16 protein-coding genes are annotated in these 25,246 nt (G+C 38.4%); all 16 read left to right on the forward strand.

Translation table 11 applies throughout. The annotated features are described in order from the left end of the window. The first annotated feature begins 311 nt into the window (after positions 1 to 311). The 16 genes from FVQ77_02205 (at position 312) to FVQ77_02280 (ending at position 25,246) form a co-directional block, all read left to right on the forward strand. Positions 312 to 8,723, forward strand: coding sequence for an SDR family NAD(P)-dependent oxidoreductase (locus FVQ77_02205; GenBank protein ID MBW8049153.1), 8,412 nt, complete (start codon positions 312 to 314; stop codon positions 8,721 to 8,723). Positions 8,724 to 8,734: 11 nt separating this feature from the next. Continuing rightward, a complete protein-coding gene (locus FVQ77_02210) occupies positions 8,735 to 9,214 on the forward strand; it encodes a tyrosine-type recombinase/integrase (GenBank protein MBW8049154.1) in 480 nt (159 codons plus the stop codon). Positions 9,215 to 9,400: 186 nt separating this feature from the next. After that, positions 9,401 to 9,649: a proteinase inhibitor I4 serpin gene (locus FVQ77_02215; GenBank protein MBW8049155.1), complete on the forward strand. Its 249-nt coding sequence runs from the start codon at positions 9,401 to 9,403 to the stop codon at positions 9,647 to 9,649. Further along, positions 9,646 to 9,999, forward strand: a complete 354-nt coding sequence (locus FVQ77_02220) for a hypothetical protein (protein ID MBW8049156.1) — start codon at positions 9,646 to 9,648, stop codon at positions 9,997 to 9,999. The genes FVQ77_02215 and FVQ77_02220 overlap by 4 nt, the downstream gene beginning before the upstream one ends. 788 nt (positions 10,000 to 10,787) lie before the next feature. After that, on the forward strand, positions 10,788 to 12,188 hold the full coding sequence (locus FVQ77_02225; protein MBW8049157.1) for a hypothetical protein: 1,401 nt from the start codon (positions 10,788 to 10,790) through the stop codon (positions 12,186 to 12,188). A 69-nt stretch (positions 12,189 to 12,257) separates the two neighbouring features. Then, entirely contained in the window at positions 12,258 to 14,402 is a 2,145-nt protein-coding gene (locus FVQ77_02230; GenBank protein MBW8049158.1) for an MMPL family transporter, read from the forward strand. 9 nt (positions 14,403 to 14,411) lie between these two features. Further along, the gene (locus FVQ77_02235) at positions 14,412 to 18,275 is read left to right on the forward strand and encodes an amino acid adenylation domain-containing protein (protein MBW8049159.1); all 3,864 of its coding nucleotides are present in this window, start codon (positions 14,412 to 14,414) and stop codon (positions 18,273 to 18,275) included. Positions 18,276 to 18,316: 41 nt separating this feature from the next. Beyond that, positions 18,317 to 19,090 carry a 4'-phosphopantetheinyl transferase superfamily protein gene (locus FVQ77_02240; GenBank protein ID MBW8049160.1) on the forward strand — a complete coding sequence of 258 codons (774 nt, stop codon included), beginning with the start codon at positions 18,317 to 18,319 and terminating at the stop codon, positions 19,088 to 19,090. A 4-nt stretch (positions 19,091 to 19,094) separates the two neighbouring features. Further along, positions 19,095 to 19,430, forward strand: a complete 336-nt coding sequence (locus tag FVQ77_02245; protein MBW8049161.1) for a type II toxin-antitoxin system HicB family antitoxin — start codon at positions 19,095 to 19,097, stop codon at positions 19,428 to 19,430. Between the two features lie 2 nt (positions 19,431 to 19,432). After that, a complete protein-coding gene (locus tag FVQ77_02250; protein MBW8049162.1) occupies positions 19,433 to 21,214 on the forward strand; it encodes a long-chain fatty acid--CoA ligase in 1,782 nt (593 codons plus the stop codon). A 78-nt stretch (positions 21,215 to 21,292) separates the two neighbouring features. After that, positions 21,293 to 21,496: a hypothetical protein gene (locus FVQ77_02255; GenBank protein ID MBW8049163.1), complete on the forward strand. Its 204-nt coding sequence runs from the start codon at positions 21,293 to 21,295 to the stop codon at positions 21,494 to 21,496. A gap of 19 nt (positions 21,497 to 21,515) precedes the next feature. Continuing rightward, positions 21,516 to 21,761: a hypothetical protein gene (locus FVQ77_02260; GenBank protein MBW8049164.1), complete on the forward strand. Its 246-nt coding sequence runs from the start codon at positions 21,516 to 21,518 to the stop codon at positions 21,759 to 21,761. Then, positions 21,758 to 22,144 (forward strand): hypothetical protein, encoded by a 387-nt coding sequence (locus FVQ77_02265; GenBank protein MBW8049165.1) that lies wholly within the window; start codon positions 21,758 to 21,760, stop codon positions 22,142 to 22,144. Before FVQ77_02260 ends, FVQ77_02265 begins: the two co-directional genes overlap by 4 nt. Further along, on the forward strand, positions 22,131 to 23,297 hold the full coding sequence (locus tag FVQ77_02270; GenBank protein MBW8049166.1) for a GNAT family N-acetyltransferase: 1,167 nt from the start codon (positions 22,131 to 22,133) through the stop codon (positions 23,295 to 23,297). Before FVQ77_02265 ends, FVQ77_02270 begins: the two co-directional genes overlap by 14 nt. 95 nt (positions 23,298 to 23,392) lie before the next feature. After that, positions 23,393 to 24,358 carry a hypothetical protein gene (locus tag FVQ77_02275; GenBank protein MBW8049167.1) on the forward strand — a complete coding sequence of 322 codons (966 nt, stop codon included), beginning with the start codon at positions 23,393 to 23,395 and terminating at the stop codon, positions 24,356 to 24,358. A 48-nt stretch (positions 24,359 to 24,406) separates the two neighbouring features. Continuing rightward, positions 24,407 to 25,246 (forward strand): SDR family oxidoreductase, encoded by an 840-nt coding sequence (locus FVQ77_02280; GenBank protein MBW8049168.1) that lies wholly within the window; start codon positions 24,407 to 24,409, stop codon positions 25,244 to 25,246.

The following is a 25,246-nucleotide window of genomic DNA, read 5'->3' on the forward strand; positions in this document are numbered from 1 at the left end:
CAGGAGTTATATATGATCTTTGTCAGGTTTTGATTTAAGGGGTAAAACTTTTTAAATCTCTTTTTGCATAGTAAAATATAAACCGTATCTTTGCACTCCATTTTGCATAAAGAACATAACTTCGTAAATTGATTAAAAAAATAATTCACCGCAAAGGCGCTATGACGCAAAGAAAAAAATAGAAATAATAAATTTTAAACTTTGCGTCATAGCGTCTTTGCGGTGAAAATTATTGAAATTCCGATACAATTAATTACCATATATTTTAACTAAGTTTACAATACGAATTACTTCTATTTAACCTGGTCTATATGAAAAACAAAAACAGAGACCCTATAGCCATAATAGGAATCGGCTGCAAATTTCCCGGAGGTTCAAATACTCCGGAAGAGTTTTGGAAACTTATATGTGAAAAAACAGACGCAATTTGTGATATTCCACCAGACCGTTGGGATATTGAAGCTTTATACGCACCTGATTTCAACCGGCCCGGTAAAATGAATGTTAAGAAAGGGGGCTTTGTAAAAGAAATTGACAAGTTTGACCCGGGATTCTTCGGCATTTCCCCCCTTGAGGCATCACGTATGGATCCTCAGCACCGGATGCTGCTTGAAGTAGCATACCATGCCATTGAAGATGCAGGAATATGCCTCGAAGATCTTTCGGGTTCACGCACATGTGTATTTACCGGTATTTCCTCTCATGATTATGGTGATATTCAAAATTCACCATTAGAGCAAGTGAACATCGGAGCACACACAAACGTTGGTTCAGCATTGTGCATTTCGGCCAACCGCATCTCCTATACATTTAATTTAAAAGGGCCGAGCTTGTCTATTGATACTGCTTGTTCTTCCTCTTTACATGCAATCCATCTGGCTTGCCGGAGCATTTGGTCAGGAGAATCGGACTTTGGCTTTGCTGGAGGCGTAAATGCAATATTAAAACCCGAGCCGCAAATAGGATTCAGCAAAGGTGGTTTTCTCTCTCCGGATAGTGTATGCAGGTCTTTTGATGCAAAGGCAAACGGATACATACGCAGCGAAGGAGCAGGATTTGTTTTTCTCAAACCTCTCTCTCAGGCAAAGAAAGATAATGACCGGATCTATGCAGTTATCCATGGTTCTGCTATCAACCAGGATGGGGCCACAAAGGGTATCTCCGTTCCCAGCCAGGATGCCCAAACAGAAATGCTGAAAGACGCATATAAGGATGCCGGGATTGACCCGCATAAAGTTCAATATGTAGAAGCCCACGGAACCGGAACACTAGTAGGAGACCCTATCGAATCCACAGCTATCGGTACAGTTATTGGGACAAATAGAGATGATATTTGTTATATTGGCTCTATAAAATCTAATATAGGACACCTTGAACCCGCTTCCGGTGTGGCAGGATTTACTAAACTGGCTCTCGCACTGAAACATGGGATCATTCCGCCAAACATACACTATGAAACTCCTAATCCTGAGATCCCTTTTGAAGAGCTGAAACTAAAAGTGCCAACTAAAATAGAGAAGTGGCCGAATCATAGGGAGGGTCGTTTTGCCGGAGTAAATTCTTTCGGTTTTGGCGGCTCTAATGTCCATGTAGTCCTTGAAGGTTTGTCGGACAATGATCATAAACCCAAAACCAGGAAGAAAAAAGACCTGCAGCTTTTCACCGTATCTGCAAGAAGTCCTGAAGCTATCAATGATTACGCTAAATTATATATAGATTTCTTAAATGATAAGGAAAACAAAGTAAGTTTGAATGATATCTGCTATTCGGCAGGAGTAAGGCGCACTCATCACAACAATCGTTTGACGGTCGTTGCCGGATCTAAAAAAGAATTAGCGGAAAACTTACAGGTCTTTTTAAGTGGTGAAACAGTGACAGGCATCTCTTCCGGGCGTGCTGACTTAAAAAAGGACAAAATAGTGTTTGTCTTTTCAGGACAAGGCCCTCAATGGTGGGGGATGGGCAGGCAACTGCTGGAAAACGAACCCCTGTTCAGGAAAAATATTAAAAAGTTAGATGTCATGCTCAGCAAATATGCGGATTGGTCGATAATTGAAGAGCTTAATAAGGATGAAAAAACATCACGTATCAGCGAAACGAATATTGCTCAACCTGCCATATTTGCGATCCAGATAGCGCTTTATGAAATGTGGAAAGCAGTTGGAATCACTCCTGACGCTGTTGTTGGACATAGCATCGGAGAGGTGGGGGCCGGCTATGCCTCCGGAGCATTGACTCTTGAGCAAGCCGTTATGCTGATTTTTCACAGAAGCCGTGTCCAATTCAAGGCTACAGATAAGGGAAAAATGCTGGCAGTAGGATTACCTTATGAAGAAGCTAAGGGTATTATCAATGGCCTGGAAGGTAAAGTTTCAGTTGGCGCTGTGAACGGCCCTGCCATGGTAGCCCTGTCAGGAGACACTGATGTTATTGAAAAAATAGCTAAAGATCTTGAAAAAAAGGATATTTTCAATCGCATGCTAGAAGTGAGAGTACCTTTCCATAGTCACCACATGGAACCGCTCAAAGAAGAACTTCTTAGTTCATTAAAAAGCATAAAACCATCTGCCACTAAAATTCCATTTTATTCAACCGTTGAAGGTAAAAAGATCGAAGGCAAAAAACTGGATTCGATGTATTGGTTCCATAATGTCAGAAAACCCGTACTTTTCATTACTGCTATTGAGGAAATGATTAATGACGGGTTCGATACATTCATTGAATTAGGCCCGCATCCTATTCATGCTATCGGTATTAATGACCTGTTTTCTGTTAAAAAGAAAGATGGTCTGGTTGTCCCGTCCCTGAGGAGAAAAGAAGATGAAAAACGCACCTTCCTTTCATCCGTTGGATCACTACATACCTGGGGATGCAAAGTGGATTGGAAAACATACTTTGGCGATGATAATAATTTTGTTTCATTACCTAAATACCCATGGCAAAAAGAGAGATATTGGATAGAAACCGAAGAAGGAACTAAAAAACGGTTGGGTTCTTATGAACATCCTCATTTAACACGCAAGACATCTTCCGCAAGAGAAAGCAATAACATACTATGGGATATCACATTAGATAAGAGAACTTATCCCTATATTGAAGATCATAAAGTTCAGGGACCAATCGTATTTCCCGGGGCAGGGCATGTTGAGCTTGCCATTTCTGCAGCCCGGGCATCTTTTGGAGAAAAATTCGAATTTTTGCAAAACCTCAATTTCACAAGTGCGTTATTCTTACCTGATGAGGGAGAGCCACCTCATATCCAGATGGATATATCTCATGACGGAGGCGACTATTTCATCTATACCAAACCCAGGAGCCAGGATGCCTCCTGGGCGATGTGCTCCAACGGGAAAATAAATCACATTGGAGATGATTTTAAATCCATAAAGGTCGATCTTAAAGACATCCGCAAGAGAGTGAATATTCCGGTGGAAGTTAAAAAAATGCATGAGGAGCTGCTGGAAAGTGGACTTTACCTGGGGCCTTCTTTCAAAAATATCAAAAACCTTTGGAGAAGTGACGGGCTTTGGGAAGCGCTGAGTGAGATAGAAGTAGATGAAACTATTCGCTCGGAATTCTTCCAGTTCAACCTCCACCCGGGAGTGTTGGATAGCTGCTTTCAAACAGTTTTCGGGATTTTTAACGAAAGATTTGATGCAAGTAAAAAAATGGGAGTTTATATCCCCGTCCATATTGACCGGGTTAAATTCTATCAAAAACCCAATTCGCATAAGTTATATGTGCATGGCAAGTTAAGGGAATGGACAGATGAATATGTTTTGGGCGAATTGTGGATCTTCAATGAAGACGGAGAGCTCGTTGCAGAATTTCACGGTTTCCGGTCTCAATACCTGAAGGGCTCGAGAGGAGAAGCAGGTGGTGAGCAAGACAAATGGTTTTATGAATTCAACTGGAACATGAAAACCAGGACAGACCAGGAGCTGGTTCGCAATCCGGGAGAATATATTCCATCACCAAACTCCATTAAAAAAGGCGTTCAGGAAACTATAAAAGAAATTGTTAAACGAAAAGAACAGGACGAATATTACAAGCAATACGAACCGGAGCAATACCAGCTCACAATAGGATATATCTGCAATTCTTTGAAGGAGATGGGTATGTCTTTTAAGGCAGGAACTAAAATCAATACCGGGAAATTAATAAAAGAGTTTGAAATAGTTGAGGAGCATCATCGCCTTTTTAACCACATGTTTCATCTCCTGAAAAATGCAGGTATCGTTAAAGGGGAGGCCGGTAAGTATGAAATAATAAAAACTCCTGATCTAAGAGATGTCAATTCATGGATGGAAGAGCTGAATAACAAATACCCCCAGTTTCATCATGAATCAACCTTGCTGGGCCGCTGCGGGCCTGAGTTAACAGGAGTATTGACAGGAAATGTTGATCCCATACTTTTAATTTTCCCCGAAGATCAATGGGATGCCATTGTCAAATATTATGTGGAGGGATTCGCCTTTAAAAAATACAATGATATTGCGGCAAAGGCGGTATCAGAGCTGTTGAAAGACATTCCCGAAGATCAAACAATAAGGGTGCTTGAAATTGGTGCCGGCACGGGCGGAATGACCCAGGCCGTCCTTCCCCTGTTACCTCCTGAAAGGACAGAATATATTTATACTGATATTTCCAACATGTTCATGATGAAGGCACAACAGAGGTTTGCCAGGTATCCTTTTGTTCAGTATAAGGTCTTAGACATTGAGAAAGACCCTGCAGAGCAGGGACTTGACCTGAACTCCTTCGACATCATCGTTGCTTCGGATGTCATTCATGCAACACGCGAGTTGAAAACCACGCTTGGCAATGTCCAAAAACTGCTCGCTTCAGAAGGTGTATTGATGATGTTAGAGGTAACAAATTCACCGGTTTACTTAGATTTCATCTTTGGCATGACTGAAGGATGGTGGTTGTTTGAAGATACGAATATCCGGCCCGATCATGCGACCATGAGCCCGGATAAGTGGAAAAAGGTATTGGAAAACCTTGAATATTCCGATGTGGCCGTTTACACCGATTTTGAGAAAAACGACTCTTCCTGCCAAAGCGTTATCCTTGCGCGCGGTAAAAAATTGGAGCTGGTCAATAAAACAATAGAAGAATCGCCTAAGCTGGGTGAAGCCGACTGGCTGATATTTGCCGACAGCACCGGTGTTGCTGATAAGATACAAAAGAGATTAAAAGCGATTGACAAGCAATGCTTTGTCATTAAACGCGGACAAGATTTCAAGAAAATAAGTGATACGGAGTTTGAAATAGACCCATTGGCACAGGAAGGGACTGACAAGGTCATTGATCTGGTTGCCGGCAGGAAAAAATTCCAGGGGATTATCTTCCTGTGGGGTCTGGATTCCGTTGATAACAAAAAACTCAATGTTGAAAATATTATCCGTTCAGAAGAGAATTCAACAATCACGTTGATGAATATCATGAGGAAACTGAACGATACAAACTATGAGAAAAATCCTGAGATATGGATCATTTTCAGTGGCGCTCAAACTGTCGGTGGTACTCCCAAAACCCTGAACCTTTCCCAAACGGGACTAAGAGGCGTCAGTAAGGTTGCTATGAATGAATTCCCGGTTTTCAACTCAACCCTGGTTGATTTTGGCAGTCCTGTTCAGGATGATGAGATCGAGGCATTCATAGAAGAGATCCTTGCCAACGACAGGGAGGATGAGATCGCTTTCAGAGGCAAGAAACGTTATATAAACCGGTTAGAGAGAATTTCGACTGACAGCATAGCACAACGGGCTATGAAAACAGTTCCGGCAGAGGGTTCAAGCTACACTACCTCCATTTCAGAATACGGTGTGCTCGACAATCTTATTATCCGTGAAACTCCCCGAATAGTACCTGGCGATGATGAAGTAGAAGTTAAAATAAAAGCTGCCACTCTCAACTTCCGTGATATTATGCTGGCTATGGGATTGCTTCCGGATCTGGCGATTGAAGGTGGCCTTTTCGGCAGGAACTTCGGCCTTGAATGTTCCGGCATTATCACTGCTATAGGAAAAGACGTCAAAGACGTTAAGGTCGGTGATGAGGTGATGGCTACCGCACCCTCTTGTTTAAGCGGTTTTGCTTACCCAAAGGGCTGTCATATAGTTAGAAAACCAAAAAACATCAGTTTTGAAGAGGCAGCATGCTTGCCAGTGGTTTATGTTACTGCTTATTATTCCCTGATACATCATTGCCGCATGCGAAAGGGAGAAAAAGTGCTTATCCATGCTGCCGCAGGAGGCGTTGGCATTGCTGCAATTCATATTGCCAATGCAGTAGGGGCAGAAGTTTACGCAACAGTAGGCAGCCCGGAAAAAAGAAAATACATCGAAAGCATCGGTGTTAAGCCTGGAAATATATTGAACTCACGTACCTTGGAGTTTGCCGACCGGATCATGGAGCTTACCGATGGCAAAGGTGTTGACATTGTACTTAACTCACTTTCAGGAGAAGCCATCTATAAAAGTGTAAGGTGTTTAGCCCCTTATGGCAGGTTCGTGGAAATCGGCAAGACAGATATTTACAGAAACAGCAAACTGGGCTTGCAGCCGTTCGGAAACAACTTATCCTATTTCGGGGTGGATGTTGACCGGCTTTTCAAGCAAAAGGAAAAATTTGGCGGTGAGCTTTTCCAGGAATCCATTGATTTCTTTGTGAAAAATAAATTTCCCGTTCATCCCATCAAGACATTTCCTATCTTAAAGATTGCCGATGCCTTTCAATATATGGCGGGAGCCAGGCATATTGGCAAGATTATCATCTCCATGGAGGGAGACGTGAAGGTAGCGCCACCGGAAGAGATACAATTTAAAAAAGACCGCACTTACGTGATCACAGGCGGTGCTTCGGGTTTCGGACTGGCAATTGCCAATTGGATGACAACCAAGGGAGCCAGGCACCTCGTGTTGGGGAGCAGAACCGGCCCTAAAACAGATGAAGAAAAGGCAATAGTTGAAAAAATGAGGGAAAAAGGCGTGAACGTCATGCTGGCAATGGGAGATGTATCTAAAAAACAAGATGTTCTCAGGGTGGTAAGCGACATAAAAAATAACATGCCCCCGGTTGCCGGCATACAACACGCAGCAATGGTATTGGATGACGGAGGCATACCCGAGATAGATCACGAACGCTATATGAAGGTCTTTAAACCAAAAGTATTGGGATGCTGGCTGCTTCATCTTGCCACGAAAGACCTGGATCTCGACCACTTCATTTCATATTCTTCGATTTCGGCTGTTTATGGTAATCCCGGCCAGGTAAGCTATGTGGGCGCCAACAGTTTCCTTGACAATTTCTCATCTTTCAGAAGATCGCAGGGATTGCCCGCTACGACCATCAATTGGGGCGTGATCGGTGATGTAGGGTTTGTAGCGAGAAGCGGTAATGTCGGTGGATTATTATACAAGCAGGGCTGGAAAGCCTTTACCCTGGACCAGGCAACCAGTATATTTGAGCAAATACTGTTAAACAACCCCGTGCAAAGGGTTGCAACGGATTCTGACTGGGAAATGATAGGAGAATTTTATCCTCATTCTGCTAAGACAAGTCGTTTTGGCAACCTTATCAAAGAAAAGAAATTAACCGCCTCTTCAGGAGCTGGCTCCGGGGACGGAGCGCTTAAATCAACGTTGCTTGAATCAAGCCCCGAAGAGCAATATGATATTTTAATTGATCAGTTAAAAGATACTTTTGCCAGGGTACTGGGCACCACTTCTGATAAAGTGGACGTTATTGAACCGGTTACAAAATATGGACTGGATTCATTGATGGCTAACCAGATCCGGAACTGGATACAAAGCAACGTATCTGTTGACTACTCCATGATGCGCATTATGAAAGGCCCGACAATAGAAGAGATGACAGTTCAGATATTAAGTGAATTTGAAGGTCAGTCAAATGGACAGGAACAGCAACAGGAACAAAGCAATGAGCTGGATAAATGGATCATTCGCACCAAAAAAGTTGATGATCCGAGACTGCGCCTGTTCTGCCTGCCGTATTTTGCCGGAGGCGCCTCTGCTTACAATGGCTGGCATGAGCTGCTGCCGGACGATATAGAGGTTTGTGCTATTCAATATCCCGGCAGGGAGGAACGGTCTAATGAGAAACCCTTTAGTGATGTTGCTGACCTAATCAAAGCGATGGCAGACGCCATGGAACCGTTATTAGACCGTCCTTTCGCTTTTTACAATCACAGCGCCGGAGCAGGCGTGGGACTGGAATTAGCGAGATACCTGAGAAAAGAAAAAGGAATTGAGCCGGTTAAATTTATTGTCGGTGGCTGGAAAGCGCCACATCTCGTAAGCCCGTTCAAATTCCTGGATGCTATAAAAGATGACGAAGTTTACGAAGAAAAGAACATCCCTAATATCATCAACCATTTAAGATCGTTGGAAATTCCCGATGCCGTTCTTCAAAACAAAGAGTTGATCAACGAGATGCTTCCGTCATTGCGTGCCGATATATTGCTCGGTAAAAGATATAAATATTACGAAGACAAACCGCTAAGCTGTCCGCTCATGGCTATTGCAGGAAAAAATGACACGGTTTTTACGGAAAAGGAGTTAAAAGCATGGAAAAAACATACTTCCGCAGAATTCAACTTCATAACAATAAACGGCAGCCACCTCTTCTGCAGAGACAATAAAGAAGAACTTCTTGAAATATTAACGCATGAATTGGGCGAACTTGTTGAGGCGTAAGCTGCCAAGATATGTTAGAGATTAGAAAAATACATCATCGCGCAACGTATAGCAACAAATTTTCTACCTGTATTAAATTCTATTACGAAAAAGTAAGTAAGCAACCCAAATTGTTTTTTGATTTGCCCCGGCCAAAACGAAAAAAAATACTTCCTAAAGTAATAGACCAACAAGATGTAAAAAAAATATTATCTGCTTTTAAAAGTCATCATCCGAAAGATTATTTGTTTGAAGGACAGTTTGGAGGCGCTATAAGTATTCGCACCGCTCAACAATTATTTGCCAATGCTAAACGAAAAGCCGGAATACATAAAAGCGTAGGCATCCATAGTTTGAGACATAGTTTTGCCACCCACCTGCACGAACAAGGGATAGATATAAAACACATTCAGGATTTATTGGGTCATACTAATATTGCTACTACTATGCGCTACACTCATGTAAGTAAGAAGGACTTGGGTAAAATTAAAAGTCCTTTAGATAACATTTAGCACTTGCGTTTTTTGTATAGCAAAGAATAGTGATATTCAAAAAACGCACAAAACAGATTTGGATGTCAAGTAGTTAATGGTCAGTATTGCGGCTATTTACAAGTTAGCGGTTATTGTATCGCGGCAGACAGGTATCTACCAATTTTGACACTTATTGCGGTTGGACAAGTATAAAAAACAAAGACAATGAAAACAATCATCTCAATATCACTGACATTTGCGACAATTCTTTTGCTGACACAATGCAAAAAGGACTGTATAAAATCTGACCGATGTAATTTAGAACCCAATGCAGGATTTTGTATGGCTGCAATACCCAAATACTACTACGACAAAAAAGACAAAAAATGTAAACAATTTACTTGGGGCGGTTGTGGCGGTGTTGTTCCGTTTGACACTATGGAAGAATGTGAAAAACAATGCGACTGCAAATGAAAAAACTAAAACCATATCTACTTCTAATAATTTTTTTCGCATTGACACTGGCGGGGTGTAAAAAAATTGATGTGCCAAATGACACGCCTACCTGCATAAAAAAGAAAATCAGAAAATTATTAAAGGAGGACTGCCCTTCTGTTAAAACAGTTTATCAATACAGTTTTCAGGGACAGACAGTTTATTCTTTCAGTCCACAAAACTGTGGTGCTGACTTGACAGGTGAGGTCGTTGACGACAACTGTAATACTATTTGTTGGCTTGGAGGAATTTCAGGAAACATACTCTGCAACGGAGACACTTTCTACAAAGCCACGACAAATGAAAAACTAATTTGGCAAGACAATTAAGAACACGCACCTTGACTAATATGGCTGACAATTCACGACACGACAAAAAACAACGAACCGCTAATCGAGTAGCCCGCCCCGCCAAAAACTGACGGGGTGAGGCTCTCACACCACCAAGCGTACGGTTCTCGTACTTGGCGGTTCGTTAAGCATACTAAAGCCGCTCTTTTCAACGGCAGTAGCTTTTCATTACTTTGAGGTAAGGCTGGTAAACTCGAGGTTTAAACCTCCTTATCAAATTTCAATCTACTTCAAGATAATTCAAAGAACTTTCGTACCTTTGCGGTACGTGTTCTGCCCATGCTGGGCACACACATATGCTATATGCCATTGCGGTTGACGAGAATATTCGTACTTTAGTGTTTTCAACAAGCGGTTGTTTTCGGGGACAGTTACGTAGTTCTTAAACCGCAACGGCACATAGCATTGACCGTTAGCAAAATGCGAACACGACAACGAAATGACTATCTTCATAACAAAATTGACAAATGAGAATTTACAATGAAGAAAAAAAAATTTGACGCAGTAAAAATGATGCGAGACATCAGAGACAAATTGACTAAACGCTATTTGGAAAATCCCAACTTGGAAATTTCCGACTTGCAAAAAATCAGACGAAAATACAAAATCAAGACAAAAGTAAAAACGCACTTTGCATAACACGGGGCTTAATGCAAAAGCGGCTGACGAGCTAACTGCTCAATAATCCTGCTACGATATGACAAACCTGACTACGAACAAATTGAAAAAGATGTAATAACATAGTATATCATTAATCGTAAATTACCATGCTCTATTCATTTATAAGAACAATTGTGAGGATCATCGTGTGGGTTTATTTCAGGAAGATCAATGTCCACAATGCTGAGCTCATTCCCAAAGGTGTTCCATTGATCATTGCTCCCAATCATCCCAGCTCTTTCATGGACATCATGGTTGTAGTCTCATTTATAAAGCATAAACTTCATTTCATCATGAGGGGGGAGTCGTTCAACACGGCATTTAAACGATGGTTATTTGACTACCTCCATTTGATCCCGATTTATCGTAAAGATAAAACGCCTGAACTGATGTTGAAAAACAAAGAGGTTTTTGAAAAATGTTATCAATTGCTTGCCAAAAAGGGAGCGCTTATCCTATTTCCCGAGGGCCTTAGCAAAACAGAACGAAGATTGCGGGAAATTAAAACAGGAGCAGCGAGAATTGCCCTTGGGGCAGAGGCAGCAAACAACTTTGAATTAGGAGTGCTTATTGTGCCGGCTGGCCTCAATTATTCCAATCCTCACAGGTTTCAAAGCGAGTTATTTATTAATTTTGCCCAACCCATTGATGTTTCCCGCTTTTTTGAACTGTTTCAAACGAACAAACATAAAGGGATCGTTGCGATTACTGAGCATCTCAAAGAATGTCTTGAGCAGCATACCATTGCAATTGAGAATAAAGAATTGGATGAGTTGGTTAAAAACATAGAGACCATATATAAAAGCAAACTAAAGAGAGAACTTGGCTTGTCAAAGAACATAGAATATAAAAGCAAATTAGAGAGAGAACTTGACTTGTCAGAGAAAGAACAAGAATTTATGGTGACCAAAGAGATCGTGGAAGTGGTTTTTCATTTTCACAAACATGCCCCTCAACGTGTTCAAACCTTACAAAAAAAGATTGTACGTTATGTGAATGATATAGAACGGCTTAATCTCAAAGATCACTTATTCACTAAAAGCTCAAACCGTGGTTCTTTTATATTTGATGGTCTTAAAACATTGGCAACTATTATAGTTGGTTTTCCCTTTTTTCTTTTTGGTGTGATCAATAATTTCATCGCCTACAAAATTCCAGATTTTCTTGCCTCTCTTTCGTCCCGTCCCGATTTTTATGGTTCAATTACCATGGCTACAGGCATGGTTACCTTTATAGTATTTTATTCCCTGCAAATCTGGTTAGTTGCTTCGTTTACCCCCGGTGAGTCGGGATGGTGGATTACTATTGCTTATGCAGTTTCGCTTCCCATAACCGGGATTATTTCACTTTACTACTGGAGATACCTGGAGAAAATTCGCGGCCGATGGCTGTTCCTATTCTTGTTTTACCGGAAGAGTTCTCTGATTACAAGATTGATCAATCAGCGGGAGGATATTGTAAAAACAATTGAAAAAGGAAAGAGGGATTATTTAAACCTGCAAAAATAGTGTTGTAAATTAAGAACTTAACTGTGTAAATTGACCCTGTGAGATAATTTCATATCTCAACTTAGTTATATGAAATTGCCAGAATTCAATGATCAAATAGCAAAAAAAAGCTCTCAAATAGCATTAATCATGATCTTTTTGATTACGGTGGGTTTACTGTATGCTGCAATAACTAATCTTAAACTAGATAGTACTTTTGAAACGCTTTTCCCAAAAGATGACGAAGAAACCAAGCTGTTTTTTGAGCACAGGAGAGAATTTGGTACTGAAAATGATTTCGTTTTGCTTGGCATTAATAATAGAGGTGGAGTCATAGATAACATTTTCAGAAGGAAAGTTGACAGTTTGATCAATAAACTATACAAAATAAAAAATGTAATAAATGTTGTCTCACCATTCTCCGCAAACTCAAGCATCCTTAATGCAGAGAACTTAATTAGTTCAGATAGTAATTCCATTGCGCTTTATATCAAAACTGAAAATGAGCTGTCAAATTTAGAGTGCACCAAATTATCAGAACATCTTCAGGAATTAGTAGGTCAAACTGAATTCGGCAAAATACATCTTGCTGGAAGATGTATCGGACAATCCGGATATCTAAAACTCATGCAATCAGACATGTCATTTTTTTTCAGACTTTCAATAATTTTTCTGCTACTTTTCCTTTTCTCGATTTATCGATCTTTCTGGGGCGTAGCAATTCCTATCAGTATTATTCTCATAAGCGTCATCTGGGTGTTGGGCATAATTGCATTGACGGGTGAACCAATAAACCTAATCCTGACTATACTGCCGACGATCATATTTGTAGTTGGAATTTCAGATGTGATTCATTTTGTTTCCAGATTCATAGAAGAGAAAAACTCCGGTAAATCAAAACTTGAATGTATAAAACTATCTTTTAGAGATGTGGGGTGGGCTACATTTTTAACGTCAGTAACTACCTCTATCGGATTCCTTGCTCTATTATTCTCAGATGTAATTCCAATACGCACATTTGGTTTATATACTTCTATTTCAGTAATGATTACTTATCTGGTTACAATAATAGTATTACCATCTTCATTAGTGCTCTTTAAAACTTATTCTTATCGAAATGCCAAAAAACTTGATTGGAAAAAGTTTTTAGATAATAATTTTCTATTCACTATCAGGAATCCAAGACTCATTCTGTTATCATCATTAACCTTGATTGTAATAAGTGTGTATTTTATTTCAAAAATTCATCAAAACGATTACATCCTGGAAGATCTTAAAACTGACAATCCAATTAAAGTGGATTTTACTTTTTTCGAAAATGAATTTTCGGGTGTGCGTCCATTTGAGATGAATGTAAAAGTAGTGGATACTACGAAAAATCTTCTGCACCAAGATGTCATCTCTGAATTAGAAAAACTTGAGAGTTATCTTATAAATACTTATGGGGTGAAAAATGTTACCTCGCCTTCATCCCTTGCTTATTTAACAACAGCCGGTTCACCTTTTCAAGGAAAGTTAAATTTATCCTTAGCGCTAAATAAATCGAACTCGACAATTAATACATTGAGTGATTCTACATTAAAGACTGGAAGAATTAAAGGCATGGTAGGAGATTGGGGAAGTCGATATTTTTTAAAACGTAATAATGATTTGGAAAATTTCATTCGGGAGAATATCAATACTAACCTGATTAATCCAAAGCAAACAGGAACGGCCTATCTACTAGATAAGAATAATTCAAGGATTGCAACAAATATGATCAAAGGACTTGTTTTTGCATTTATTACTATCAGTATTTTAATGGCCATGATGTTCCGGTCATTGAAAATGCTAATAATAGCCATGGTACCAAATATATTTCCCTTGATAATACTGGGAGGGCTCTTAGGACTTACCGGACAAGAATTTAAAGTTTCAATGAGTATAATATTCACAATAGCTTTTGGTATTTCAGTTGATGACACAATTCATTTCCTAAGCAGGCTTAAAATCGAAATGTCTAAAGGGGTAAATCTAATATTAGCTATGAGAAGAACATATTTGTCAACTGGCAAAGCCATATTTTTAACTACCCTGGTTCTTAGCAGTGGATTTGTCATTCTCATGTTTTCAAATTTTTTCACCATGTACTATTTGGGATTTCTTGTAAGTATATCATTGATTATTGCCTTAGTTGCAGATCTGTATCTGCTTCCAGTTCTATTATTGATGCTATACCCTAGGCTAAAAACTTAATGTAGAATTATGTTAATGAACTTTACAACGATTATAGATTTATTGGAAAAGACTGCCGAATTATATCCTGATTCATGTGCAATTGAAGGGCAGGTGAATAGTTGGAATTATTCTGATTTAGAAAAATCGGGAAACCAGATTGCTCATTACATCAATAACATTGCATCACAGGAAAATGTGGTTATATGTTTGGACAGGTCTGATTGGACGATTATTGCCATTGTAGGAATTTTAAAATCAGGCAACACATATGTACCTATAGATTCTTCAACACCACAAGTCAGAATTGATAAGATTGTTGAAATAACTAAGCCTAAACTTATAATCACTGATGAAAATAATTTATCAAAGTTTAAGAATGACCAAAACGTAATTCCTATTGACCAAATAAAATCGGCTTTATCAAAATTACCTAATAGTCCACTTAGTATTAATATCAGTGAAGATGAAATCGCTTACATTATCTTTACTTCTGGTACAACTGGTATGCCTAAGGGAATTCCTATATTACATAGGTCTTTGTTTAATAAAATTTCTCGCTTCAATCCTAAGTTGAATTTTAACCCTTCTCACAATTTCATTCTACTTGCGTCTATAGCTTTTGACGCAAGCATTGGACAAATATTTCTACCTCTTACCAATGGATCGACTCTTCATATTATAAACAAAGAGGAACAAAATAACCCGATTTTGTTTTGGGATTATATAATTAAAAAAAAGATAAACATACTCTATACTATTCCGTCCCTTTTAAACGCCTTATTGGAGTCACCATTAAATTTAAAAGGTATTTCATTTGACTATATACTGTTGGGTGCTGAACTTTTTCCATCAACTCTACTAAGCAAAATCAGAGCTAAACTAACAGTCAATAAAATAGTCAATATGTATGGGCCAACCGAATCAACGGTTAACGCCATTATGCATATTATGTCTGGGAAAGATAATACTGTGCCTAACCCAATTCCAATTGGATCAGCACTTCCTGGATACGAAATATTTATTTTGGATAAGAATAAAAATAGGGTTGAAGACGGCAATGAAGGTGAAATAGCAATAGCAGGACTAGGTCTTTCTCCGGGATATTTTAATGATCCGTCATTGACAAACGTAAAATTCCTATCAAAGGGAAAGTCGAAGACTGATAAACGTATATTTTTAACGGGTGATTATGGTAGACGTAATGCCGAAAACTACTATGAATTCCTAGGACGAAAAGATTCTCAAATAAAAATTAATGGATATCGGATTGAATTGCTTGAAATTGAAATGGTAATTAAAGACATCACTAAGGTAAAAAATTGTTCTGTCGAATTGAATCCGTCTAATAAGAATCAGATTATAGCTTTTGTAGAATTTATCTCAAATGATAGCCGTGACGATTCTGATGAGATGCTTAAAACGCATCTAAAAACAATTTTGCCATATTATATGATACCAAATAAAATCATTCAAGTGAAAGACTTTCCGATGCTTTTATCAGGAAAGCAAGATAAATTAAAACTGTTGTCACTTTTAGAAAATAATGTTACATTATCAACACAGAAGAGTGCTATTACGACCTCAATAGAACGTAAAATCATCGAAGCTTGGAAAGAAATATTTGAAATCCAGCAAGTTACTGTCGATGACAATTTTATTAACTTAGGTGGTGGATCAATTCAAAGCATTCTCTTAGTTAACAAACTTCTTAAAAGAGGCATTCGAATTGAGCCAATTGATGTTTACCTGCACCCGACAGTTACTGAATTGGCCAACGTGGCTAATGAAGTAGAACCTGAAAATCCTACCGCCATGAATGACGAAGCCCAAATTCCAAACGAGCCATTGTCCATTGAAACAAAAAAAACTGAAGACAAAAACCCGCCAAAGAATAGGATAAGGATTGAATCTATGGGAGCTTATATTCCTGAGAACTTTGTGACGACTAAAGAAGTAATGGCTGGATGTGTTAATGAAATCACTTTCCCAATTGAAAGATTTACAGGGATTAAATCTCGACCAGTAGCAAGCTCCGATGAATCAAGCTTTGAAATTGGACAAAAAGCAATAGCTGACTGTATGAACAATTCTAAGCTCGGTGCCGATGATATTGACCTTCTTATATGTTGTAACACAGTCAGAAGTCTTGGATCTAAATGTGGACTTTTCGATCCTTCATTTGCGTTAATGTATAAAAAAAAATTCAATTTTCAGAACGCCATTTCGTTTGATGTCAATAATGCTTGTGCTGGTATGTTTACAGTCATCGAAATAGCAGATGTAATGATGAAGAATGGAACTATTAAAAATACTCTAATAGTTAGTGGGGAACATAACACGCCCGTAATAAGAAGTGCTCAGCTCGAGTTGGTTAATGACAAGTTTGACAATCGCTTGGCCTGCCTAACTGTGGGGGATGCTGGTGTAGCAATTACATTGGATCAAACGGCAGATGGAAATGGCTTTGAGTACATTAAAATGTTAACAATGGGAGAATTGAACGACCTATGTATTGGAAAAATTGAAAGAGTTGGTCACGGTGGTCCAATAATGTACAACGATTCTGTGAAAGCAGCCGCAGCAGGAATTACTCCAGGAATTGAGCACGTTTTTCATACACTTAAATCTAAAAATTGGAGTCTAAATAGCGTAGATCATTTCATCATGCATCAAACCTCATTAACTACTATTCAAAACTCCATGAGGGAAATCAATATACAAGCTGGGGAAGAAATCGTCAGCGAAAAAAACGTAGTTATTAATCTCGAAAATCGTGGTAACACAGGGGCAAGCTGTCAGTTTCTGGCCTTGTACGATAATATTATGAATAAAAGGATAAAGAGTAATTGTAAAATTGTTTTTCCGATAAACGGATCTGGAAGAGTACTTGGTACAGCGCTTTTTAAAATGGATGATTTGCCTGATAAAATGAATTCACCGAACAAACACAATAGGATTGAGAATAAAACAATCAATAATGATGTTGATCCTTTAAGATACGGAGTCAAAATTGAAGCCATGTCCGTGTATTACCCGAGAGAATCATCAGAGAGTACTACGAAAATAATGAACAAGAAAGCTGTTTTGAAGTGTCTTGCTGAGTCAGACTTAGAAAAAAATGATCTTGAATTAATTATTTATAGTGGGGTAATACGGGATGACTTTATAACAGAACCAGCTTTGGCAGCTACTATTGCTGGTGATCTGAAAATAAATGTTTCAGGGTATAATCCGGATGGTCAATCTACCTTTTGTTTTGATGTATTAAATGGCAATATTGGAACTTTTAATGCAATACAAATAGCTTCAGAATATATCCGCACAGGGAAAACTAAAAATGCATTAGTGGTTGCATCTGAAATAGACTATAATAAAGATAATGATCACCCTCGAGCTTCTCCAAATGAGATGGGGTCGGCTCTGCTATTAAGTAGAGATGATTCAACCAATTCTGGTATGGGTAAATTTGTTAATCATTCTTCTCCGAGTCACCCTATAGAAAAGAAAGTTTACGCTGATAGTTTGAATTCAGAAACATTCCTCAATAAGGAAACCCTGTATACAACATCAGATAATCAGATAATTAGTGCCATAACAAAATGTATAAAAGGGACACTTGACAAGAACAAAATAGAAGTTGAAAATGTTGACACAGTAGTTTTATCCGGTGTTCAGGGAATATTATTAGATGAAATATCTAAAAATGTAGGTGTTGACATTAATACTTTCTATGTGCCGGAAAAAAATGATGAAGACCTAGGGTCGTCATCAATCATTTACCGCTTAAATCAATATGTAAACCGCATGAGTGGTTATAAACAAAAAACAATATTAATAATCATTGAATTTGGTGATGGATTAACAACGGGAGGAGTGAGCTACGTTTTTTAATGGAATTCAACATATAAATAGGCTCATATTGATTAACTTTGATGCCAAATAAATTTAAATTTAGAGAAAATAATACACCCAAACTCATGCCAGATACAATAACAAAGATCCAGGAGCTTAATTGCCCCCCGCTTTTAAAAGGAGAAGTTCACCTTTGGGGCATATCCCTTGATCTTACTGGGCAATTAATAGAACAGTGCAAATCGTTCTTGTCAGAAAAAGAAAAACAAAGGATCTCCTATTTTAAATTTGAGAAAGTCCAAAATAATTTTATCATCAGCTGGGGTGTTTTAAGGTATTTATTATCCCGCTACATGAACAAAACCCCTCATACAATTCAAATTGAAAGGCATAAAAAAGGAAAACCCTTTGTTCCGGATGCCCCATCATTGTATTTTAATATGTCTAATTCGGGCAATATATGTGTTTACGCCTTTTCAGCAGATGGAGAAATTGGTATTGACCTGGAACAAATAAGGGAATTGCCCGATCTTGACGAGCTAATACAAAAAAATTTTACCGCAAAAGAAATTTCATTGATCACTCAAAATCCTGGAAATAAGTTAAATAGATTTTTCCAGTTCTGGACTTTTAAAGAATCTTATTTAAAAGCCATAGGTGAGGGAATGCGCCTGACGCCTGATAAGCTGGAGTTTACCGTTGAAGGAGAGACAATTAAATTACAGGGAATTAATGGGATATTTGAAACAGAAGATTGGAATTTTTCAGTATTTTTGCCGGCAGAAGATTATACAGGGGCTTTGGCATACCAGGGGGAAGGAATTAAAATTAAAGAATTTTGGAATAAGTTATAAAAAGATGAATAATACTATGATATATAAAGGATATATAGGAACTGTTCATTACAGTGCGGAAGATAATGTATTTTATGGAAAGATACATGGCATCAACGATTTGGTTACGTTTGAAGGACAATCAATTAGCGAACTGAAAAATGCTTTTCGCGCCTCTATAAATGATTACTTCAAAACTTGCAAGATATTGGGTAAATCTCCTGATAAGACCTACAAAGGGAGTTTTAATGTAAGGTTAACTTCACGGCTTCATAAATTAGCTGTAATCAATGCCTTAAAGAACAATATGACCTTAAATGATTTTGTGAAAAAAGCCATATCTAATTCAATAACACCTTAAAAATGAATATAACAAGAACTTTCGACTTCCTCCAAAGGTACCAGGAAAAATTTGGCGATAAGGAAGACGCCTTGGCCGGGAAAAAAGACGGGAAATGGGTAAAATACACCTCCCGCCAATACATTGACTATTCAAACCACATCAGCTATGGTTTACTAACTCTCGGGTTGAAAAAGGGAGATAAAGTAGCGACCATAACAAACAACCGCCCCGAATGGAACTTTGTTGATATGGGAATGGCACAAATAGGTGTGGTTCATGTACCCCTGTTTACAACCCTGGAAACAAGCGGCTATGAGCATATTTTAAGTCATTCGGAAGCCAAATTCGTTTTTGTCTCAGACAAAAACCTGTATGACAAGATCAAGCCACTTGTTAGTAAAATAGAAGGTCTTGAAGAAATATATACTTTCAACGAGATTGAAGGAGCTAAAAACTGGACAGAAATCGTTGAGTTGGGGAAAAAAAACGAAGAACAATACAAAGAAGAAGTTGAAAAAATAAAAAGCGGGATAGCTCCTGATGATTTTGTCACGTTAATCTACACATCGGGTACTACAGGCAATGCCAAAGGAGTGATGTTGTCTCACAAAAACCTCGTAAGCAATGCTATTGCCGCAGCAGGGGTGTTTAAGTTAAAGCCCGATCAGCGATACCTGAGTATATTGCCCATCTGCCATGTAGGTGAGCGCATGGGTAATTACCAAACCCAATACAGCGGCTGCAGCATTTATTATGCTGAAAACCTGGGAACCATTGCCGCCAATATGAAGGAAATATCCCCCCATGGCTTCGGGGCTGTGCCGAGGATATTAGAAAAGGTATATGATAAAATCATTGCCAAAGGAGAACAGTTGACCGGAATTAAGAAAAAATTATTTTTCTGGGCTGTTGACCTTGGGTTAAGATACAAATTAAATAGCGAAAATGGCTGGTGGTATGAGCTTCAACTGAAAATTGCCGATAAGATCATTTTCAGCAAATGGAGAGAGGCATTAGGCGGAAATATCACATCAATCGGTGTTGGCGGTGCAGCTCTGCAGCCACGGTTAGAGAAGGTCTTTTGGGCTGCGGGGATAAAACTGCTTAACATGTATGGATTAACAGAAACATCACCTATTATCACAATAAACCGAAGTATAGCTCCCGACCTCAGGTTAGGCACTGTCGGTGCAGTGATAGAGGATGTGGAAGTTAAAATTGCTGAAGACGGAGAGATACTCTGCAAAGGGCCTAATGTGATGTTAGGTTACTACAAAGATGATGAATCCACAAAAAAAGAACTGGATGCAGACGGATGGTTCCACACCGGTGATGTTGGAATTCTGGAAGATGGCAAATGCCTGAAAATAACAGACCGCAAAAAGGAGATCTTTAAGTTATCGAACGGTAAATATGTTGCACCGCAAGTTGTGGAAAATCTCTTCAAAGAATCTGTATTTATAGAGCAACTGATGGTTGTCGGTGAAAGTGAGAAGTTTGCCAGCGCTTTGATTGCCCCGAACTTTGAGGCATTGCGCGAATGGTGTACTTCAAATAATATCTCAACGGAGAATAAGGAAGAAATGATCAAACACCAGGAAGTGTTTAGTCACTATCAAACAATTGTGAAGGGTTTTAATAAATCTCTCGACAAGGATGAGCAGATAAAGCGATTCAAATTAATCAGTGATGATTGGAGCCCCGATTCCGGAGAACTTTCTCCGACATTGAAATTAAAACGCAGGGTCATCAATGCAAAATATGAGGATTTGGTAAAACAAATATATCGTCATGACAGTTAAGTAATATCGTGAATCACTGTGTCAGATGAAATTTTTATGATACTTTTGTGAAAAATTAAGTTCCAATATAAAGATAAGATGAAATCTATCCCAAAAATAACCATTCCAAAAAATATAACTAACGGTGAAGAACTGTTAGTTGTTCGTAAACAGGAGTATGATTATTTGTTAAAACATCTTGAAGAAATACGAGATGCTTTTATGAAAATTAGTAAAGGTGACCATGAATTTAAAAAAGGTAATACCACAGTTGTTAAATCATTAAAAGAACTATGTCAATGATAACATAAAACATCCAACCATGAGTGTAAGTCAAGAAATAAGTGAAGCTATAGAAAAAGAAATATTCTTAGGAAAATATTTGATTCAAAGATATTTGGAAAAACTTAAACAGTTTGAAAAAAAATATAAAATCAAAACAACTGTTTTTGTGAAGCGGTTTGAAAAAGGAGATATGGGAGACGACCAGGATTTTTTTGAGTGGTTGGCCATCTTTAAAGGAAAAAAACACTGGGAAAATAAGTTATTGAATCTCGAAAAAGTATGAATGTACGTGATTATTTTCAAACTGTCGAAAGCGAACTTCATTCCACTCCTCTTGTCATTTCTATTGATTTTCATACTGAGGTCATTGACATAAACTTCGGGTATTTCAAATCAAGAATTACTTTCTTCGATAGTTCCCGGTTGTACTTGTTTGAATTGGTTAAAATAGTAAAGGATACTTCTCATATCGAAAAGTATCGTTATCATTACCAGGGTAAAAATAACAAACTGATAAAAAGGTGGGATAATGCACCTCATTTTCATAAACTAACATCATTTCCTGATCATTTGCATATTGGCAGTAAAGTATTGGAATGTACTAAACCTGAAATCAAGGATATAATGCTTGATGTTATAAAACAAATAGAGTATGGAAATTATTGAGGTTAAAGATAAACAATCCAAAAACAATTTTTTAAATATTGCCCGCAGCATATATAAAGATGATAATGTCTGGGTTTGTCCTTTAGACAAAGACATTAATGATGTTTTTGATCCCAACGAGAATGTTTATTTTACACATGGTGAAGCAACCCGATGGATAGTAAGGGATGAAGTGGGAAAAGTAATTGGCAGGATCGCTGCATTTATAAACAATAAGACAATCAATGCCTCCGAACACCCTACGGGAGGGATTGGTTTTTTTGAATGTATTGATGATGAAAATGCGGCTCATAAGCTCTTTGATGCGGCAAAAAAATGGCTCCGGGAAAAAGGGATGGAAGCGATGGACGGGCCGATCAACTTTGGCGAAACGGATAGTTTCTGGGGATTGCTTGTGGAAGGATTCACGCATCCGGCATATAAAATTGCCTATAATAAGCGATATTACAGAAACCTTTTTGAATCTTATGGTTTTAAGACCTATTACAAACAGGAGGGATTTCACCTTGATTTGACAAAAAAATTTCCCGAGCGGTTCTGGAAGATTGCCGAGTGGGTTGCTAAAAAGCCGGATTATAGCTTTAGGCATTTTACCTATAAAGAATTAGATAAATATGTTCACGACTTTGCCGAAGTATATAATGAGGCTTGGGCTTCGTTCAAAAAGGAGGACTTTGAGCCCATGTCTCCTGAATATATCAAAGTATTTATAACCAAGGCAAAACCCATTATTGAAGAAAAATTTACCTGGTTTGCCTATTACAAAGGAAAACCGATCGCCATTTATTTGATGTACCCTGATGTGAATCAAATATTCAAATATTTCAATGGCAAACTTAATCTCTGGAATATGTTAAGATTTTTATATTTAAAACGGGAAAGAACCATGACCAGGGCACGCGGAGTCCTCATGGGCGTCATACCCAAATTCCAGGGAAAAGGCATTGAATCCGCATTTATGTGGCATATTGACCAGGCGCTAAAACAAATGCCGCATTATACTGAATTGGAGTTTTCCTGGGTTGGGGATTATAATCCGCCCATGCGTAAATTATGGGAATCTGTTGAAGCAGTTTCAGCAAAGCAATACATAACATACCGCTACCTGTTTGACCGCAATGCCGAATTTAAACGATACCCTATACCTGAATAGCTCCCTTTTTCTTATCATTATTCCATTGATTTGTCATAGGGCTGACAAATCAGATCAGTATTAATCAGTTAATTTGTACAATCATTCTAATTACAATGAACTACTGGAAATTTATATTTATCAATTTTTTAATTGCGTTAGTATATAATATCCATTCCTTCGGACAGGGCTGCAGCGATGCCGGCTTTTGCTCTCTCGGAAGTATGAGATCCAGTCAAATCAGTGACACGCTTCATTCGAGCATAGCTGCCTCGCAAAGTTTTGGATTGGGCGAAGAAGAAGCCATCATATTGACCACACAATTAGAGATGAAATTAATGCCATGGAATAACGGTTTGATAAGTGTAAAAGTCCCCTATGCTTTTGTATTAGGGAATCTCGGAACCACCAATGGCCTGGGAGACCTGACATTCAGTTATACCCACAAAATTATACAAGATGACAACAGGGTTGTCATGCTGAACGTTGGCGGTAAAATACCAACCAACCAGGCAGATAAAAAAAATCAGAGGGACTTACCCTTGCCTATGGCGTATCAAACGAGCCTGGGAACATCTGACCTGATAATTGGGGCAAGCTTTTATTATGAGGACTGGCATTTTGCCGTGGGATATCAGCATGCATTCAACAGGAATGAAAACGGATTTTTACATTCAGTGTGGGCAGAAGATAAAGATAGTAGTATTGCTGAAGAATATTTTGAGTCAAATAAATTCAAAAGAGGTGATGATATAATGCTAAGGATTGAAAAACGTTTCGAAAAACCCAAAATAACTTATTTTGCCGGATTATTACCAGTATATAGAATACAAAAAGATGAAATAATTGTGAATGGAGGGCTATTATATAAAGATGAAATAATAAAAAATGACACAACGATTGCATTGAAAGGTTCCAGTAGTTTAACTGTAAATGTGAATGTAGGGCTATTATATAAAGTATCAAAGCAGACGGATTTTAATATTTCGCTGGGTTTTCCCACAATCTTCAGGGAAGTGAGGGCAGATGGGCTTACACGATTCTTGAACCTGACAGTAGGATTAGAGAAAAAGTTCAGATAATTGCCATGTTTACTATAATTTTGCAGTATCATTGCAGAAATTTTGTAAATGTCCGAAAACAATTCAGTCCCGAGTACTCGGGATGTAAAACCCAACAAACCCTGTGTACTTATAACAGGAGGAAGCGAGGGTATAGGCAAGGCAATAGCCATAGAGTTTGCAAAACGCCAGCACGACCTGGTCCTCGTAGCATTACCCGATAAAAACCTTCCTGAATGTGCTGAATATATCGAAACTAAATATAAGGTCAAGGTACATCCATATCCAACCGACCTCATAGAGAAAGATGCTTCTCAACGATTGTATGAATGGTGTGTGGAACAAGGAATTTCAGTAAACATATTAGTCAACAATGCCGGTATGGGAGGAACATTTATATTTGAAAAAACGGATATTTCTTTATTCGAGAAAATCGTTCAGTTAAACATACAGCCATTGATATCTTTAACACATCTGTTTATTCCCGGAATGAAAGATTATCCAAAGGCGTATATACTTAACGTAGGCAGTGTGGCGTCTTTTTATCCCATCCCGTATAAAAGTATTTATGCAGCTTCCAAATCTTTCGTATATTCATTTTCAATCGCTTTAAGCGAAGAGCTGAAATCATCATCTGTTAAGGTGAGCGTTTTATGTCCGGGTCCTACTTTAACGCATGCCGAGGTAACTGCCAGGATCGAAGCCCAGGGGCTTATCGGAAAACTCATGAAAATGTCGCCCGATGAAGTTGCCCGGATCGCTGTAAACGGATTATTAAATGGGAAAAAAATCATTATCCCCGGGTTGTTAAATAGATTCAGCTTATTTGTTATGAAATCTTTACCTGTTGGTTGGCTGCAATATATTTTTGAAAAAAACATAAGAGCTGAAGCGAAAAAAAATGTCTAA

The sequence above is a fragment of the Cytophagales bacterium genome (assembly GCA_019456305.1).
Lineage (GTDB): Bacteria > Bacteroidota > Bacteroidia > Cytophagales > VRUD01 > VRUD01.